The sequence below is a fragment of the Aureibaculum flavum genome, assembly GCF_016406085.1.
In the GTDB taxonomy this organism is placed as follows: Bacteria; Bacteroidota; Bacteroidia; order Flavobacteriales; family Flavobacteriaceae; genus Aureibaculum; species Aureibaculum flavum.
In genome coordinates this window covers 426677-443896 of sequence record NZ_JAEHFJ010000004.1, presented here as the reverse complement: position 1 = coordinate 443896, position 17220 = coordinate 426677, and the positions used below count along the sequence as shown (strand labels likewise).

Here is a 17220-nt window from a genome sequence, read left to right as displayed (position 1 = left end):
TATGTCATGTCACTTCGAGTGATTTAGGACGTACGAGTACTTGGTGTAGTGAATCTAAAACAAAGGGATAATAAAGAATATGATGCTGTTTATAGTGTTGGCGTAAAATTGCCAAATGCAAAAATAACAAACCAGTATAGTGCATTAAAATGCACTATATGTAGTTTTTATTGTTTGTTAAGTAAAAAATAATATAAATAGTGCAATAAATAGCACTTATAGTGTGTTTATTATTAAAAAAGTATATATTTACATAAAAAGAGCTATATAATGCACTCACAACAGTTAATAGAAATTATAAAAGCACGTAGAGATATGCTAAATGTAACCCAAGAGATGCTTGCAGATCTTTCTGGTGTTGGTTTACGTACCCTCAAACAATTTGAAAGCGGTAAAGGCAACCCAACTTTTGAAACCTTACAAAAGCTTGGTAACGCATTGGGTATGGAACTCACCTTTACAGTTAAAGATGTAACTAAAAAATAATGAGACAAGCAGAGGTGTTATACAAAAAAGAAGCTGCAGGGTTGTTAATGCAATTAGACGATGGTAGTTTTGTGTTTACCTATTACGACTATTGGTTTAATAATGCAGATAAACCAGCTATTAGTTTGACCTTACCCAAAACGCAACAAGAATTTACCTCAAAATACCTGTTTTCAACTTTTTATAATATGTTGCCAGAAGGGTCTAACAAACAAACGGTTTGTTTTGAGAATCGAATAGATAAAAAAGACCATTTTGGCATCTTACTTACTACTGCAAAATACGATACTATTGGAGCAATAACCATTAAAAGAATAACGAACTAATGGCTTTACCAAAAATAAAATATTGTCCAGGTACGCTTGCAGCAAATTATACTAGCTATAGTAAAACTATATTAAAACGTTTGTTTCAAGGAAGAAAAGTTAGTCCAATATTACCTTACGATTCGCCAACAAACAATGAACAAACAGATATGTTGTTCACAGCAAACAGAAAACGCATGTCTATTTCTGGTGTTCAAGAAAAATTCTCGGTCTTACTAGAAAAAAATAAATTGCGTTTAATAGATGAAGGAGAACAAGGACAATACATTTTAAAACCAATTCCTAACGTTGGTAAAAACGCCAGCCAAATGCCAGCAAACGAGCATGTAACTATGCAAATTGCACGTCAGGTGTTTCAAATGGAAACCGCAGAAAATGCACTCATTTTTTTTAAAAATGGTGCTGCTGCATATATTACAAAACGTTTTGATGTTAAAGATGATGGCAATAAATGGGCTCAAGAAGATTTTGCTTCTTTAGCTGGCAGAACACCACAAACACATGGCGAAGATTTTAAATATTCTGGTAACTACGTTGAACTTTTTCAAATATTAAAAAAGTATACACCTGCTTATACTATAGAATCTATCAAATTATTTAAGCTGATACTCTTTAACTATTTATTCTCGAATGGAGATGCACATTTTAAAAACTTTTCATTAATTGAAACACCTATGGGTGATTTCAGATTAAGTCCTGCTTATGATTTGTTAAATAGTAGATTACACATAGAAGATAAAGAATTTGCGTTAGATGATGGCTTATTGCCGCCTAATTTAGCACAGGGAAAAATTACAGAGCAGTTTTTTATCTTAGGAGAAAAAGCTGGTATTTTAAAACAACAAGTAAACAAAGTGTTTTCCGATGTATTGTCTAAACAAAATGAAGTGCATACATTAATTGAAGCCTCTTTTTTAAATGAAAAAGCAAAACGAAATTACACACAAGCCTATCAGACAAGATTAAAAAAACTAACCCGTTAATAAACTACAATTAGTAAGAATATAGTTTAATACCAAATAGAAAATGCTACTCAAAAAACATACTATTTGATACCATTTGTGTTACTCATTTTTTATCCCCCAAAATAGCTTCGCCTTTTATCAACCACGAGAGTCCAACACTAAAAACAACTAGTTTTTTTTTTCAAAGTATAAGACGAAGTTTAGTATAAACGGTTTCGTCTAGTGCACCTTCGGTTTTCATGCAAATGCCATTAAAAGTTGGTTAATGGAATTAACAATTAAGTCAACATAGGGAAGGCAAAAAATGAACTTCAATAGAAGGGGGGGGGAATCCCCTGACCCCTCCGTCCGCAGTAGAAAGTATAAAATGATAAAATTACGTCTGGACACCTCCCCTTTTTTAAGGGGAGGAGCTTAGGTTCTGCATTTATTTAACATTCTGTTTAAGGTCTTCAAGTAGTAAGTTATAGTTTGTCCACAGCTATCGCTACATCTATCTTGAAACAAGGGAAGGAGTTTTAGTTTTGTTTTTAAAAGCAATAGGTTTTAATAATTGGCAGATTTCTTCAACAATTCTAGTAAAAAGAATTCTGGTTTGTCATCGGTGGTAATCTGGAAAATTTGCTTTTGGAGGCTGTCAATTTCCATGTCGTATTGTTTATATTGCCGAGCAAATAGGGTAAATAAAATTGTTAAAAATGTAGGGTCCCAAATTAAAACCATAAAATCAGAAATGTAACAGGCAAAATAAAAATTTCGGTCTAATTGCATTAGCAAATTTCTTATTGTAAAAAATAGTAATAAAATACATTACTACGTTTCTTATTGTAAAAAGTAGCAATATTTTACAATAGCTAGATGATTATTGTAAATTTTAGTAGTATTTTGCATGAGCTAAAACTATTTAAAATACATAAAAAATGCAAAATTTTAAATCAGGTATATATATAAATCAAGGCCATTATAAAAGTTTTCAGCCCGCAACTATTAATAAAAAATGGATGTTAGATGATATGGAATTGATACAATTGCTTTCTAAAGCTGATAGACAATTAGGTCGTTTAGATATGTATAGCGAGCACATACCAGATATTGATTTGTTTATTAGCATGCATGTACTTAAAGAAGCTACACAAAGTAGTAAAATAGAAGGTACGAAAACCAATATGGAAGATGCCTTGTTGGATAAAGAAAACGTTAGCAACGAAAAAAAAGATGATTGGGAAGAAGTGCAGAATTACATACAAGCCATGCACCAAGCTATAGAAATGTTAACAAAGCTTCCTTTTTCGTCTCGCTTAATAAAAGAAACACACAAAACTTTGTTGCAAGGAGTTAGAGGTGAGCATAAGTTACCAGGCATTTTTCGTACCAGTCAAAACTGGATAGGCGGTGCATCTATAAACGATGCTACTTTTATTCCACCAGTACATAACACCATTAATGAATTAATGAGCGATTTAGAAAATTTTGCACATAATACTGATGCCTATTTTCCAGACCTCTTAAAAATTGCCATTATACACTATCAATTTGAAACCATTCACCCGTTTTTAGATGGCAATGGACGTGTTGGACGTTTGCTGATTACCTTGTATTTAGTGGATAAAGATATCCTTAAAAAACCAATTTTATATTTGTCAGAATTTTTTGAACGTAATAAAAAATTGTATTACGATAATTTAATGACAGCAAGAGCGGACAATAACATAACACAATGGTTAAAGTTCTTTTTAGTTGGTGTTATAGAAACGGCTCAAAAAGGCGTAAAAACATTCGATGCTATTTTAAAATTGAAGCAAAATACCGAGCTAAACATTCAGACAATAGGCATCAGAGGTAATAATGCTCAAAAAATAGTGCAATATCTTTTTAAACGGCCTATGTTAGATGTTGATAATGTTATAGAAATAACGGGTGTGTCTAAAAAAACAGCATATAATTTAATAGCAGATCTAGAAGAATTAGAAATTTTAAAAGAAATAACAGGAGGTAAAAGAGATAAATTATATGTGTTTGACAGTTACCTGAATTTATTTAAATAATGGACATATTAATACCACAAGATAAATACTTTATAAATTTCTTTACCATATAATAACCTCATTAGTAATTGGCAGATTTCTTCAACAATTCTAGTAAAAAGAATTCTGGTTTGTCATCTGTGGTCATCTGGAAAATTTGTTTTTGGAGGCTGTCAATTTCCATGTCGTATTTATAGTATTCAGGCGTGCCTTTATACTTCTTTTTGAGGAGTTCCATACCGTGAATTTTGTTTTCTATACAGACCAAATTAAAGTATTGCTTGTAGCAATCATTGTTTAAATGTGGCTGTCCGTGTTCTTTAAAATGTTGTCCGAAGTAATTGGTATATCTCATGCTCAAATTTAGGCAATAGAGCCGTAGGGTATTGTTTCATTTTGTAACAAAAAGAGAAATAAATAATAGTTGGGGTAAGTGAGCTAGAGTAAGGTCTTTTATGCCGTCCCTTCAGAATTTATAATGTGATTTTTCAGCTGATTTACACAGCTGGATTAAGTAACTAAAAACAATTCCCCTTCCTTCGGAGGGGGCTAGGGGGAGGTCTTTTTTACGGTCTCTTCAGAATTTATAATGTGATTTTTTAGCTGATTTACACAGCTGGATTAAGTAACTAAAAACAATTCCCCTTCCTTCGGAGGGGGCTAGGGGGAGGTCTTTGTACACCCGCCCTTCAGGCACTTACTGAAATATTGATTGAAGTACTCCATACACTATACACTAAAAACAAGCTCCCTTTCCTTCGGAGGGGGCAAGGGGGAGGTCTATTATGCCGTCCCTTCGGATAACGAAGGACTACGTCCCACGTTCATCATATATCATCCCTTCAGGATTCTGAAAGTCCTGAAAGGACGTGTTGAAGTTAAGGATGGAAGCATTCCATCCGATACGGTCAGTAATGAGTAAAGAGAACCCTGTAAGGGTGGTGTAATTCTGTAAGTTATAACGATAATTACGATATATAACTAAAAACAATTCCCCTTCCTTCGGAGGGGGCTAGGGGGAGGTCTTTGTATATCTTCCATTCAGGCACTTACTGAAATATTGATTGAAGTACTCCATACACTATACACTAAAAACAAATTCCCCTTCCTTCGGAGGGGGTTAGGGGGAGGTCCTTTTATACCGTCCCTTCAGGCATTACTGAAATATTGATTGAAGTACTCCATACGCTATACACTAAAAACAATTCCCCTTCCTTCGGAGGGGGCTAGGGGGAGGTCTTTTTATACCGTCCCTACAAAACTTACTGAAATATCGATGAAGTACTTCATATGCTATACACTAAAAACAAACTCCCTTTCCTTAGGAAAGGGCTGGGGATAGGACTACCGCCTTCTACCACCTGAATAAGTCATGGCTTCTCCTTTTCCGAATCCGTAACTAACCCCTAGGGTAAAAAAGCGACCACGTTTGCTATAATTATAAGCTTCAAAAGTATCTTGATACACATAGCTTTCTTGAATTCGCGATTCAAACAAGTCTCTAACGCCTAAATTCACCATTACTTTTCCTTTGATAATCTTCTTTCTAATTCCCAAATCTAAAAAGGCAAATCCCGTAACGTCACCTTGAACGGTTTCATAACCCGATTGGTAAGAACCTGTTAATTCCAAATCAATATCGGCAGGTAGTCCAATTTTAGAGCCTAATTTTGATGACCATTGACTTCCTGAAAAATCAAAAGACTTGGTTTCGAAAGTCCCGACACGGTTAAAGTAATTGAAATTAAAATCTCCCGTAAGGGTAAGCCATTTTGTAGGATTGTATTTTCCGTTGGTTTCAAATCCGACGGTGCCATTGGTACCAATGTTTTCTGGTGTTGTGGTGGTCACATTGTCTAAAGAGGTAGAAACACGTTCTATAACTTCTGTGGTATATTTATAGTACAGACTAGAGCTTAATGCCGCTTTACCAATTTTATAAATACTCGTCAACTCATAAGAGTCTGTAAATTCTGGCTGTAAATTAGGATTCCCCACACGGACATTAAAATTATTTCTTACATTAAAGAAAGGGTTTAAATCCCATAACCTCGGTCTAAAAATTCGTTTAGAATATCCCGCCTGCAATGAAAAGTTTTCACCCACTTTATAAGAAGTATGTACCGAAGGAAAGAAATTGGTATAGTCTTGCGTATTGTTTACATTCGTAGTGGTCAGCAAAGTGACTAAATTGGTATTCTCTACTCGTAATCCTGCTTTTAATCCCCATTTTTTGCGTTCATAAGCTCCTGTCGCATAAACACCCAACACCTTTTGGTCGTACTCAAAATTATTGGTTAACGCATCATTTACGGTATATACATTACTATTATCATCTTTGTCTCTCACTTCATAATCATTCCCCACATCATTTATAAGATATTGAGCTCCCGCTTCGATGCTATATTCTTCGGTAATCGGATTGGTATAATCTAACTTAAACGTATAATCAGCCTGCTGAAAATTGGTATCTGTTTGCTGATCGTCATTCACTTCAGTTCCAGAGAGCGTAGTGCTATTAAATTGTGACGATTGGTCTTTACCAAAGAAACTACCTAAGGCACTAAAGAGTAAGGTATGATCTTCATTATTTGCAAATTGTTTTTTATAATTCAGTTCATATTGCCATTTCGGATTTGTAGCGTCCGTGACTTCATCTCTAATCCATTTAGAAATAAGGTTATCGCTGGCATCAAAATAGCTGAACGTAGTTGCTGACGGTTGATCTTCAATTTCATAGGCAAAATTCCCCGATAAGGTAAGTACATTCAATTCGTTAATATGGTAATCGGCTCCTAAGGTGAGATTGAAAAAGGTCTCATCACGATAGTCTTTCCCTTTGCTATAAATAACTTCGTTATTGGTCAAGTTAGTGTTTATAGACTCACTATCTCGTGGTAATGATCTATAGCCAGCACCCAATTGAGCAAACAAATTAAATTTTTCTGTCCGTCGGTTTAGACTCAATCCAATACTGTGATTATCAGGAATACCGGTATTTGCAGAAATGGAACCATTCCACCCTTTTTTATCCTCTTTTTTTAAGATGATATTTAAAATTCCAGCAGTACCTGAGGCTTCATATTTTGCCGAAGGATTGGTAATGACTTCAATACTTTCGATCATATCTGCGGTAATGGTTCCTAAGGCATTGCTAGAGGCATCTGCCAACACAGAAGGTTTTCCGTTAATTAGAATTTGGACACCAGAACTACCACGTAAGCTGATTTCTCCTTCAATATTTACATTTACAGAAGGTACATTATTCAACACTTCTAGGGCACTAACACCAGTGCTACTTATATCTTTACCCACATTAAATACCCGTTTATCCAGTTTAAAGACCGTTTTTGAAACTTCTGCTCGTACGGTAACTTCGTCAAGGGCCTGATTGTCTGGGGCAAGAGTAATGGTACCTAAGGTTACTTTTTTATTGATAACAGTATAGGTTGTTATGGTTTTGGTGGCAAAACCCATAAAACTGATTTCAATAGTAAAGTTGGGATTGTTTATCGTAGTACTAAAGCTACCATCATCATCTGAGGTAATTCCTTTAATAATTTCCTTGCTAGTTTTATCAAAGAACACTACCGTAGCATAGGGTACAGCTTGTTTAGTTTCGGCTTCTATTAAAGTACCCGATACTTCTATAGAGTTTTGTGAGAAACTAAAATTACAGACGATATTAAAAAGTAGAAAAGTAAAAGTATATTTTGAGAATAAGGACATTCGTTTTTTTATTTGGGTTGTTGTTGATTTTACCAACTTAAAATTAACGTATACGCTGGATAAAAATAGCAGTAAAAATAAGATTATATTTTCAGGTATTCTGTTGTTGTTTTGTTAAAGTAAACTTTCTTAGAACAAAGGGCTGCATCTCACAATCATAATATATCATCCCTTAGGGATTCTGATAAAAGAGAACCCTTAAGGGGTAGTGTAATACTGTAAGTGATAACGATAATTACGATATATAACTAAAACAAATCCCCTTCCTTCGGAGGTGGCTAGGGATAGGACTTTGTACAGCGTCCCTTCGGAACTATCAAAGTCCTACAAGGACGATATAAAACAAGGATGGAAGTATTCCGCCCGCTACTATGGGTACCTACTGCTACTGTGAGTTCCAGCCAGTGCTACTAGTAATGAGTATAGAGAACCTTGTAATGGTGGTGTAACGAAGGACTGCGTCTCAAGATCACATGCAGTAACGAAGGACTGCGTCCCTCGTTAAGGATATGTCATCCCTTCGGGATTCCGATAGTCCTGCAAGGACGATTTTTATTAGAGATGGAATACTTCCATCTCTAATATGATTATGATAAAAGAGAACCCTGAAAGGGTGGTGTAACACATAACTGTGTTTTTTTGCTTAGTTATCGAACAAGCTCACTTTCCTTTGGAAAGGGCTGGGGATAGGACAATCACATGCAGTAACGAAGGACTACGTCCCACATTCATAATATATCATCCCTTCGGGATTCTGAAAGTCCTAAAAGGACGTGTTGAAGTTAAGGATGGAAGCATTCCATCCGATACGGTCAGTAATGAGTAAAGAGAACCCTGAAGGGGTGGTGTAATTCTGTAAGTTATAGTGATAATTACGATATATAACTAAAACAAATCCCCCTTCCTTCGGAGGGGGCTAGGGGGAGGTCTTTTATGCCGTCCCTTCAGTCAGTACTGAAATATTGATGGAAGTACTCCATACGCTAAACACTAAAAATAAGCACCCTTTCCTTAGGAAAGGGCTGGGGATAGGATTTAATTCCCCTTAACACGTTGCCACAATTCTGCCACTAATTTTTTACCATCTAAGGCATCTTTCGGGACTTCCACAAAAGTGACTTCTTTATTGGCATCTACTTCCATTTTATATTGAAATACAAAATTCTCGGCGTCGGGTTTCATACTTAAAAGTCCAAAGCGTAGGTCGTTGTAATACAAATTTCCATTTTTCTTGGTTATGGTGTACCAACCTTGAGAAATATGGATCATTTCTTGCACCTTTTCGTTATGGATTAATTCACCCAATAACTCATGGTTTTTAGGATAGGCTTGAAAAGAAATGGGCTGGCTGTCAAAAAGCGAATAATAACCAATTAAAAACGAAGTTGGGGTATTGACATTGGCAGTCCACAATACGGTATTAAACGGTGCTGGTTTGGTAGATACTTCGGTATATTCAATTTGCTGATTGTCTAAGGCATTTTCAAATTTTTGATAGCTTACTAATTTTAAGACTAAGGTCAATGCCAAGTACGAGGTACTAATGATCAGTCCCATTCTATTGTAATAGCTTCTTTTTTCGGAAGTCCTGCTTTGAACCATCGCCAAAATCAAAAACACTAAAAAAGGAACGGTATATAAAGGATCAATTACAAAGATATTTTTAAATGCGAGTCGGATATCCAAAGGCCAAAAGAGCTGTGTACCCCACGTGGTATGAGCATCGAGTATCGGGTGTGTTACAAAAGCCCAGAAAAACAACCATGACCAATTTCTGAAATTTTTATAGGGTTCATAACGTGTCACCAGCCATGCCATTAATGGGGCAAATAATATGGAAAATACAATGGAATGGGTAAAACCTCTATGATATCGTAATGCGGTAACGGTATCTGTAAAAAAGGACGATACAATATCTAGATCAGGAATGGTACCAGCTATGGCTCCATAAAGCATGGCTTTATTGCCGATTTTTTTTCCAAGTACGACCTCACCGATGGCAGCACCTAATACAATTTGAGTAAGAGAATCCATTAAATAGACTAAATAGGTTAACAGTTAAATGTTTAGCGTTTTAAGGCTGCAAAAATCCACAAATAAATTTACAATTCCGTTAATTATTTCTAAAATCGGATTTTAATTTAAATTAGAGAATTCTCATCATTTTCATTATTTTTTTGATAAGAGCATAATAAACGCAATATTTTAACGTTCTTCTTTAATAATCTCCCTGATTTATAAACTAACGATGCCTAAACCATAATATGGGAGAACAATTTACAAGCTTATCTTTCAAAAGAATTTTTCTTCTTTTATTTTTCGTTACGTCCATTACACACAGTCAATTTTATCATGGTTTAGATGTGGGTGTCAATTCAACCAATACTGATTTTATGGTAGGAGAATCTGTAGAACCAAGCAGATCTACTGGATTTTGGGTAGGATATGTAGCCGAAAGAGAATTAAACGATCACATTTTTGTACGGTTGGGTTTTACCTTTAACCGAAGGTCTTTCAAAGCCATTAGCCGAAGAGGCATCAACACTTCCAATGAAAATTGGGGAATTGATGTTATTGAAATTCCTATCAACTTAGGATACTATCTTAATTTTAATAGAAGAAACCTACAATTTTTTGTAGATGCCGGACTTAACGTCGGTTTTCACAATAGAGCCATTACTAAAAATGATACAGAAACTGTTTTTTTAGATATTGGTGGTGATGCAGATGTAAAACGTTTGGGCTTTGGTGCTAATGCAAGTGTAGGTGTACTTGTTAAAAAACGGGTAAAACTCCGATTGAATTATTACAACGGGCTCACTAATATAATGAATACAGATACTGATACTTGGAAAAATAAAACCATAGGAATTTCTATCAATTATTTTTTACGAGAAAAGGAAGTGTATTAGAGAGATATGTGAGGCATAAGATTTTAGACATGAGATAAAAAAATCATGAGAATTAATTCCTATCATTAAAAAGGGAAGGTGTCCAAACGTTTGTTCAAGATTTAAAAGAGAACATTATGGACGGAGGGGTAATAAAAAGACATGGATTATATCATACTATACATACTAATAAAACTATTTAACTAAGTTATAAAAGGCAACTAAATGACAACTAGCTACTTATCATGTAATATTTCCCCTTTAACGGCTTATGTTCCAAGCACGGAGAATCCTTGGAATGCGGCAAATGTACGCCACTTACACAACCGTTTAGGTTTTGGAATACCGTTTGCTGACATTGCTCATGCGTTGAGTCAGAGTCCATCTGCTTATGTTGATGAGATTATTGATGCCGCAATGGGATTGGCACCGACAGCTTCACCGGGGTGGGCACCATTAGATCCTGCTGATTATGCAGCCAACGGATTTACATACAGTGAAGATGAAAACGATAAGAATAAAGAAACGGCACAGTATGCATTTATAAAAGAATTAATAGATAATGGAGTTCGTGGACGCTTAACTTTTTTTTGGCATAATATAATTGTAACCAGAATTAGTGAATATGATTTTGCGGGATATGCCTTTCGGTATTTTCTAGCCTTACAACGTCACAGTTTTGGTAATTTTAAAACTTTTATTCATGAAATTGGCTTAGATGAAGCCATGTTAAAATTCTTAAATAGTTTTGATAATGTAGTAGGCCATCCCAATGAAAATTATGCAAGAGAGTTGTATGAACTTTTTACCTTAGGGGAAGGTAATGGTTATACCGAAGATGATATTGTAAATACCGCGAGAGCCTTAACGGGTTTTAATGAATACGAAAATGGAGAAAATTCTCGTATTATATTTGATGTAGAAAAATTTGATGCAGAGCCAAAAACTATTTTTGGTCAAACAGGTAACTGGGGGTATGATGATGTAATTGATATTTTATTCGAACAAAGAGCAGATTTGATTGCACGTTATATCTGTGAAAGAATCTATATCGATTTTGTGAGTCCTGAAGTAGATGAAGACATTCGTACCTTAATTATAAATCCACTTGCCGCACAGTTTGTTGCAAATGGTTTTGAAATAGCTCCTATTTTAAAAACCTTATTTAAGAGTGCTCATTTTTTTGATGCCAATGCTAAAAGTGTCATTATAAAAAGTCCACTAGATTTGATTGTTCAATTTATGACTTCAACAGGGCTTGATTATGGAGATTATGACATGAATAAGGAGTCTATAAAAAATATATCCTCTTGGCTTTTCGATCAGACCATTTTAAACCCACCCACTGTTGCCGGTTGGGATGGAGATAGAGATTGGTTAAACTCTGGAACGATTACCTTTAGAGCAGGCTATTTAATTGATGATGTATTGCAATGGGCTTGGGAGCAAGACCAAGAGCAATTTAGACAATTTGCTATAGATATATCTAGTAATAGTACTGATGCAGATGTGGTAGCTACGGCAATTTTTGAAGCCTTAATGAATGAAATTCCCTATACTATGGACGATTATACTGTGGGTGTAGATGTTTTTAAAAGTAGAGTACCATCCAATTATTTCGATGACAATATTTGGACCTTAGGCTTTGAAACAGCCACGCTCCAAGTCCGCGATTTATTAGAGTATATCGTATCCTTACCAGATTATCAAATTAAATAGAACTTATGTGTACAGATAAAAATTTTCATGCCAGTTGTAAAACTGAAGATCATAAAAAATGGAACAGACGTTCTTTCCTACAAACCTTAGGGTTGGGTGGGGCAGGTGCTACCTTAATGGTAAACGGAATTCCGATGGCATATGGACAACCAACAGCTTTAACAAAAGCCTTAGGAGAGTCAAGTAGTGATAGAGTATTGTTAATCATTAGACTGCAAGGTGGTAATGACGGATTAAATACTATTGTACCTATTTATGATTATGACAGTTATGCCAATCATAGACCGACGTTAAAGCACGAAATGGCTGATATTTATAAGTTAACAGAAGAATTTGGAGTACCTAGTTATTTACAAGACTCCATGGAAGCCCTTTGGGAGGGTGGTTGTATGAAAGTGGTAAACGGTACAGGTTATGAAAATATGAACTTATCACATTTTACAGGAACTGATAATTTTTCTAGGGGGACGGATGATGATTTGGTAGAAACGGGTGTTTATGGACGTTATTTTGAAGATTTGTATCCTGATTTTTTATTGAATTTACCCAAAGCTCCGCCAGCTTTACAAATTGGGGGTATGGGTGATATTATGTTTAAAGGAACCGATGCTAATTATTCATTTACCATTGCCAATACAGGTCAGTTAGAACGAATTGCTTCTGATGGTACCTTATACAATGTGGCTGATGTTCCTGACTGTACCAAAGGCTCACAGTTAAAATATGTACGTGGGGTTTTAAATACTACGTTAAAATATTCAGAAGTAATAAAAGAGGCTGCGGCAACGCAAACCAATACGGTTGAATTTCCTGATACTAATTTAGGTAAATCACTGTCAATTATTTCTAAAACCGTTAAAGCGGGAATGGGTACCTGTGTATATATGGTAAACATAAATGGTTTTGATACACATGCCAATCAACCTGAAAAACATCAAGAATTATTGACAGATATTTCTGAATCGGTACAAGCATTTTACTTGGATCTAGAACCGAGTGGACGTGATCGTGATGTGTTAACGATGACCATGTCAGAATTTGGGCGACGTGTAAAACAAAATGGCTCAAACGGAACCGATCATGGTACGGCTGCACCAATGTTACTTTTTGGTCCCGCCTTAAATGGTAACGGTTTTATCGGAGAACATCCAAGTTTAACTAATTTAACCCGTGGTGGAAACTTAAATTATACACAAGATTTTATTAATGTATATGGTACGGTAATGCAAGAATGGCTTTGTGTAGATTCTGGAGCTATTAATGAATCGATACCGAGACCTTATGTGCCTTTAGATTTAGGTTTTAGTTGTAGTAGTAAAGTTACCAATCATGATTATTTAATTAGAGAGAAGTTTGAACATACAGCGATATATGATCAAGACCAAGTATCTATTCGTATTGAAAATAACGAAGAAGGTACGTATAAAATATCCCTATATAATATTATAGGACAACAAACTGGCGTGTTGTTTGAAGACCGTTTAGAGGCAGGACAACATGATATTTCTATTTCAGAAAAGTGGCCACATTTAGCCGCTGGCGTTTATATTTATAATATCAATAAAGACAATAAAAATTACAGTAAAAAAATAGTAATTTCTTAATTACGCAGACTATTTGTTAATTAAAATTAAAACGCTTCATAATTCGGTAATTTCCGAAAATAGGGAGCGTTTTTTAGGTATTGGGTAATCCTTGATTCCTTTTTTATCGTGTGTATTCCTATAAATTACAAGGTTTTAATTGTAAATATCCTTTTTAATTTACTTCATTATAGGTAAAATTCATTACTTTTAAAATCTACATTGTTTTATAAAAACATGTCGCTTAAATTTATATGAATCTTTTGAATGTCTATTTTTAACAGTAATGGGAGCTTAAATAAATGCATTCTACCCAAAAATTTCAAATTTTATGAAAAAGAATACGCTTTTATTTTATTGTTTAATGTTGGTCTTGAGTACAACGATGTTGACCGCTCAATCAAAAAAGGAATTAAAAAAGCAAAAGAAACTAGCAGAGTATGCTAAAACGAAAATGCTAGTTCAAAATGGTCAGTTTGTTTTTAAAACATCATATATAGTTACCCAAAAAGGAGATCGGACCGAGGCGATAGGTGATGGGTTACTCATTGAAGATGATAAAGCCTATGCCAATTTTCCTTTTATTGGCAATATGAATAGAGGTACGTTAAAAGGATCAAATAATATTGAGTTCAACACTTCGGAAACAGATTTTGATATAGAATACAATGACAAACGAAGAAAAATATTTGTAAAATTTGAAGCCAAAGATAAAAATGAAAGCTATACTATTTATATTACCATTTTAGGCACCGGAAAAGCTACAGTTCAAATTTCTTCAAGTTCAAGGGGGATTATGAGTTATGAAGGTGAAATTCAAAAAGTAGTCATTTAAAAAAAGCGATGTGTTGTCTTTACCTAGAAAAATTTATTTAAGATGATAACATGTAATTCGTAAAAATAAATGTGTTCGTTAATGAACACTTTTTATTTTAAAACCGCGATATATCCTTTATTGTAAGCATCACCGATTTGGTAAGTAAAACCATGTTCTTTTAAACAACGTGTTACTCTGTTTTTCATACCTTGAGAATTACCAGTGATAATTTGTAGCGGTAAAAAACTCTGATTTAGCAGTACATAATCTTCTACCAATTCTTGTACGTCTGAATAGGTAACACCATGAAGGTCCAATGGAGGTTTTCTAAAGAATAATTTTTTCATTATGAATGGTATTTAGGTCTGCTAATGGTATCACAAATTACTTATGCTTGATTTAATGTTTTCATCAAGTTTTGATAATTGGCATTATTAGGATCTAACTGAATCAGTTTATTTATAATAGGGATGGCTTTCTTAACTTCTTTCTGGTTCACATACTGGAAGGCTAAGGCATAGAGTAAATCCTCATTATTAGGATAGATTGTAATGCCTTCTTTTAAGGTTTTCTCAGCCGCTTTCAAATTATTTACTTTGCCGTACATTAAACTCAGGTTATAGATCACACGAATATTATCTGGTAGTAAGGCATAAGCTTTTTCCATTTCTGTAACGGCATCGTCAACCCTGTTGAGTTCCGCAAGTAATAAGCCTAAAGAATAATAGGTAATGCCGAACTCAGGTTCTTGTTTAATTACCTCTCTAAATGCTTTTTCGGCGTTGTCTGTCTCTCCTAAATTATAATAGATATTGGCTAAATTACTACGAACAATATTATTATTAGGATCAATTTCTAAGGCTTTTTCATAGCCTATTTTAGTGTTTTGCAAATCACCTTTCTTTTGGTAATAAGTTGCTTTTGTGGCTTGTCCACCACTAAAATCAGCATTTATTTTTAAATAGCTCTGAAATTCCTTACCCGCTTTTGTATAAGCATCGGCATAAGTTGCAGGGATATTTGCTTCAGGCACATCACCTAAGGCAAAATAGGCTTTTATTCGAATAGATCTTTTCGCATCTTTTAATAAGGGTAATAAATACGACATAAAATCGGTCGTATTCGATTGGCTTAAGACATCAAGTGTAGCACCACGAACTAAGGGTGATTTGTCATTTAAAAACGCCATAAACTCATCAAAACGACTTTGCAAATTATAGTTTTGAAGAGCCTTTACTGCTGAAGCTCTTGCAATATCTGGCTGTTTTTCATTTTGGACTAAATCAAACAACCCTTCATGTGCATTGGGTATTCCAACAATTCCCGGAGCCAATTGATCTGAAAAATGAATACTATCTGGCTGTCCATATAATTTTTGAAAACCTTGCCACGCCCATTCATTTGTTTTATCCGTATGGCATTGCACACAGGCATTAGGCGTATCATATTTGATACTTTGGTCAGGTCTTGGTATTCTAAAACTATGGTCGCGTCTATAATCGTTACCCATATAGGTTCTACCCACCATATGACAATTGATACATTGTGTAGCGTCTTCAAACCCTTCATGTTTGTGATGCGAAGCTACATTGTATTTTGTAGGTTCGTGGCATTGCATACAGAGTTTATTACCATCTAATTTTAATTTTAAGGAATGTGAATTGTGACAATCTTTACAAGAAACACCATTATTATACATTTTACTCTGTACAAAGGAAGCATAAACATAATCTTCATCTAAAATTTGACCATCTGCATTATAGACTGGAGCTTCTAATAATTGTGGAAAATAATGGTCAAGCATGGTGCCTTCATAATTAAAATTCTCTGAAACTTGTTCACGTCGCATATGGCATCTTGCACAAGCATCTACCAATTGATGGGAAGAAATGTCAGATTTCATATGCAAATTACTAGTAGTTGCATCATAAGCATCGCCCAACTCCTTAACTTGTGTAATATGGTCTTTTCCTGGGCCATGACAGGCTTCACAACTTACATTAATTACGGAATATTTGGTGTCGTATTTTTTAGTATTCTCATCGTAGTTTTCTCTGACATTTGTAGAGTGACAATCAGCACACATGTTGTTCCAGTTTAAACCACCTCTAGACCAATGTAGCCATTCGGAATGCACGACTTTAAAATCAGGATAAAGGTCAAACCAGATTTCTTTCTCAGTATCCCATGCCGTTCTTAAGGCTTGATAGGCTCCATCAGGAAATTGAACTAAATATTGTTGTAAGGGTTTTACACCAAAGGTATAGGCTACCTTATAATCGTGATTTAATCCGTCAGGTCCTTCTGTATTTGCATAGAACACACTATCTTTTATAAAGAAAGTAGAAGTTACGCCTTGACTTTTAAATACTTCTCCTTCAAATTTAGCTAAAACAGTTTCGCGTGTTGGAAGTTCCATGGCTCTATCATGATCAGATCCTTTCCAGTCTTTAAATTGGTCTTGATGGCATTCCTTACACGTTTCGCTACCTAAAAAATGTGCATCGGGTATCACTTTTGTTGATAATCCCGTATTTTCTTTGGTTTCTAGTTTTTTGTATTTTTCTTTTTTATCCCCACAGGCAGTCAATAAGAGTGAAGCAACTAGTAGAAAAAAAGTAATTATTTTAGGCATAAAGTGTAATAACAAATGAGAGTATAAAGCTATTGTAAATATAGT

14 protein-coding genes are annotated in these 17220 nt (G+C 34.8%); 8 read left to right on the top strand and 6 right to left on the bottom strand.

Annotated features, from left to right (window positions below; translation table 11 throughout):
• Positions 1–270: 270 nt before the first annotated feature.
• Genes JBL43_RS10695 through JBL43_RS10685 form a run of 3 tightly spaced genes read left to right on the top strand, consistent with a single transcriptional unit; the run spans position 271 to position 1795 of the window.
• Positions 271–486 carry a helix-turn-helix domain-containing protein gene (locus JBL43_RS10695; protein WP_138949561.1) on the top strand — a complete coding sequence of 72 codons (216 nt, stop codon included), beginning with the start codon at positions 271–273 and terminating at the stop codon, positions 484–486.
• Positions 486–812, top strand: coding sequence for a HipA N-terminal domain-containing protein (locus JBL43_RS10690; RefSeq protein ID WP_138949562.1), 327 nt, complete (start codon positions 486–488; stop codon positions 810–812). Before JBL43_RS10695 ends, JBL43_RS10690 begins: the two co-directional genes overlap by 1 nt.
• Positions 812–1795, top strand: coding sequence for a type II toxin-antitoxin system HipA family toxin (locus JBL43_RS10685; RefSeq protein WP_198841428.1), 984 nt, complete (start codon positions 812–814; stop codon positions 1793–1795). Before JBL43_RS10690 ends, JBL43_RS10685 begins: the two co-directional genes overlap by 1 nt.
• 528 nt (positions 1796–2323) lie before the next feature.
• Here the strand turns inward: JBL43_RS10685 and JBL43_RS10680 are convergent.
• Entirely contained in the window at positions 2324–2548 is a 225-nt protein-coding gene (locus JBL43_RS10680) for a hypothetical protein (protein ID WP_198841427.1), read from the bottom strand.
• 149 nt (positions 2549–2697) lie between these two features.
• Here JBL43_RS10680 and JBL43_RS10675 point away from each other — a divergent pair, with 149 nt between their 5' ends.
• The gene (locus tag JBL43_RS10675; protein ID WP_198841426.1) at positions 2698–3822 is read left to right on the top strand and encodes a Fic family protein; all 1125 of its coding nucleotides are present in this window, start codon (positions 2698–2700) and stop codon (positions 3820–3822) included.
• Between the two features lie 61 nt (positions 3823–3883).
• Here JBL43_RS10675 and JBL43_RS10670 read toward each other — a convergent pair whose 3' ends face one another.
• The 3 genes from JBL43_RS10670 to JBL43_RS10660 all read right to left on the bottom strand — a co-directional run bounded on the left by JBL43_RS10670 (position 3884) and on the right by JBL43_RS10660 (position 9564).
• Positions 3884–4156, bottom strand: a complete 273-nt coding sequence (locus JBL43_RS10670; protein ID WP_198841425.1) for a hypothetical protein — start codon at positions 4154–4156, stop codon at positions 3884–3886.
• Between the two features lie 989 nt (positions 4157–5145).
• The gene (locus tag JBL43_RS10665) at positions 5146–7530 is read right to left on the bottom strand and encodes a TonB-dependent receptor (protein WP_198841424.1); all 2385 of its coding nucleotides are present in this window, start codon (positions 7528–7530) and stop codon (positions 5146–5148) included.
• Positions 7531–8565: 1035 nt separating this feature from the next.
• Complete coding sequence (locus tag JBL43_RS10660; protein ID WP_198841423.1) at positions 8566–9564, bottom strand: metal-dependent hydrolase; 999 nt, start codon at positions 9562–9564, stop codon at positions 8566–8568.
• A 230-nt stretch (positions 9565–9794) separates the two neighbouring features.
• Between JBL43_RS10660 and JBL43_RS10655 the strand changes: the two genes are divergently transcribed.
• The 4 genes from JBL43_RS10655 (at position 9795) to JBL43_RS10640 (ending at position 14558) form a co-directional block, all read left to right on the top strand.
• A complete protein-coding gene (locus JBL43_RS10655) occupies positions 9795–10442 on the top strand; it encodes a porin family protein (protein ID WP_198841422.1) in 648 nt (215 codons plus the stop codon).
• A 204-nt stretch (positions 10443–10646) separates the two neighbouring features.
• On the top strand, positions 10647–12140 hold the full coding sequence (locus JBL43_RS10650) for a DUF1800 domain-containing protein (protein WP_198841421.1): 1494 nt from the start codon (positions 10647–10649) through the stop codon (positions 12138–12140).
• A gap of 5 nt (positions 12141–12145) precedes the next feature.
• Positions 12146–13744, top strand: a complete 1599-nt coding sequence (locus tag JBL43_RS10645) for a DUF1501 domain-containing protein (RefSeq protein WP_198841420.1) — start codon at positions 12146–12148, stop codon at positions 13742–13744.
• A gap of 310 nt (positions 13745–14054) precedes the next feature.
• Positions 14055–14558, top strand: a complete 504-nt coding sequence (locus JBL43_RS10640; RefSeq protein ID WP_198841419.1) for a DUF4251 domain-containing protein — start codon at positions 14055–14057, stop codon at positions 14556–14558.
• Positions 14559–14650: 92 nt separating this feature from the next.
• Here JBL43_RS10640 and JBL43_RS10635 read toward each other — a convergent pair whose 3' ends face one another.
• Together JBL43_RS10635 and JBL43_RS10630 are read right to left on the bottom strand one after the other, a co-directional pair.
• On the bottom strand, positions 14651–14887 hold the full coding sequence (locus JBL43_RS10635) for a Smr/MutS family protein (protein ID WP_138949577.1): 237 nt from the start codon (positions 14885–14887) through the stop codon (positions 14651–14653).
• A gap of 41 nt (positions 14888–14928) precedes the next feature.
• The gene (locus JBL43_RS10630; protein WP_198841418.1) at positions 14929–17175 is read right to left on the bottom strand and encodes a tetratricopeptide repeat protein; all 2247 of its coding nucleotides are present in this window, start codon (positions 17173–17175) and stop codon (positions 14929–14931) included.
• Positions 17176–17220 lie beyond the last annotated feature (45 nt).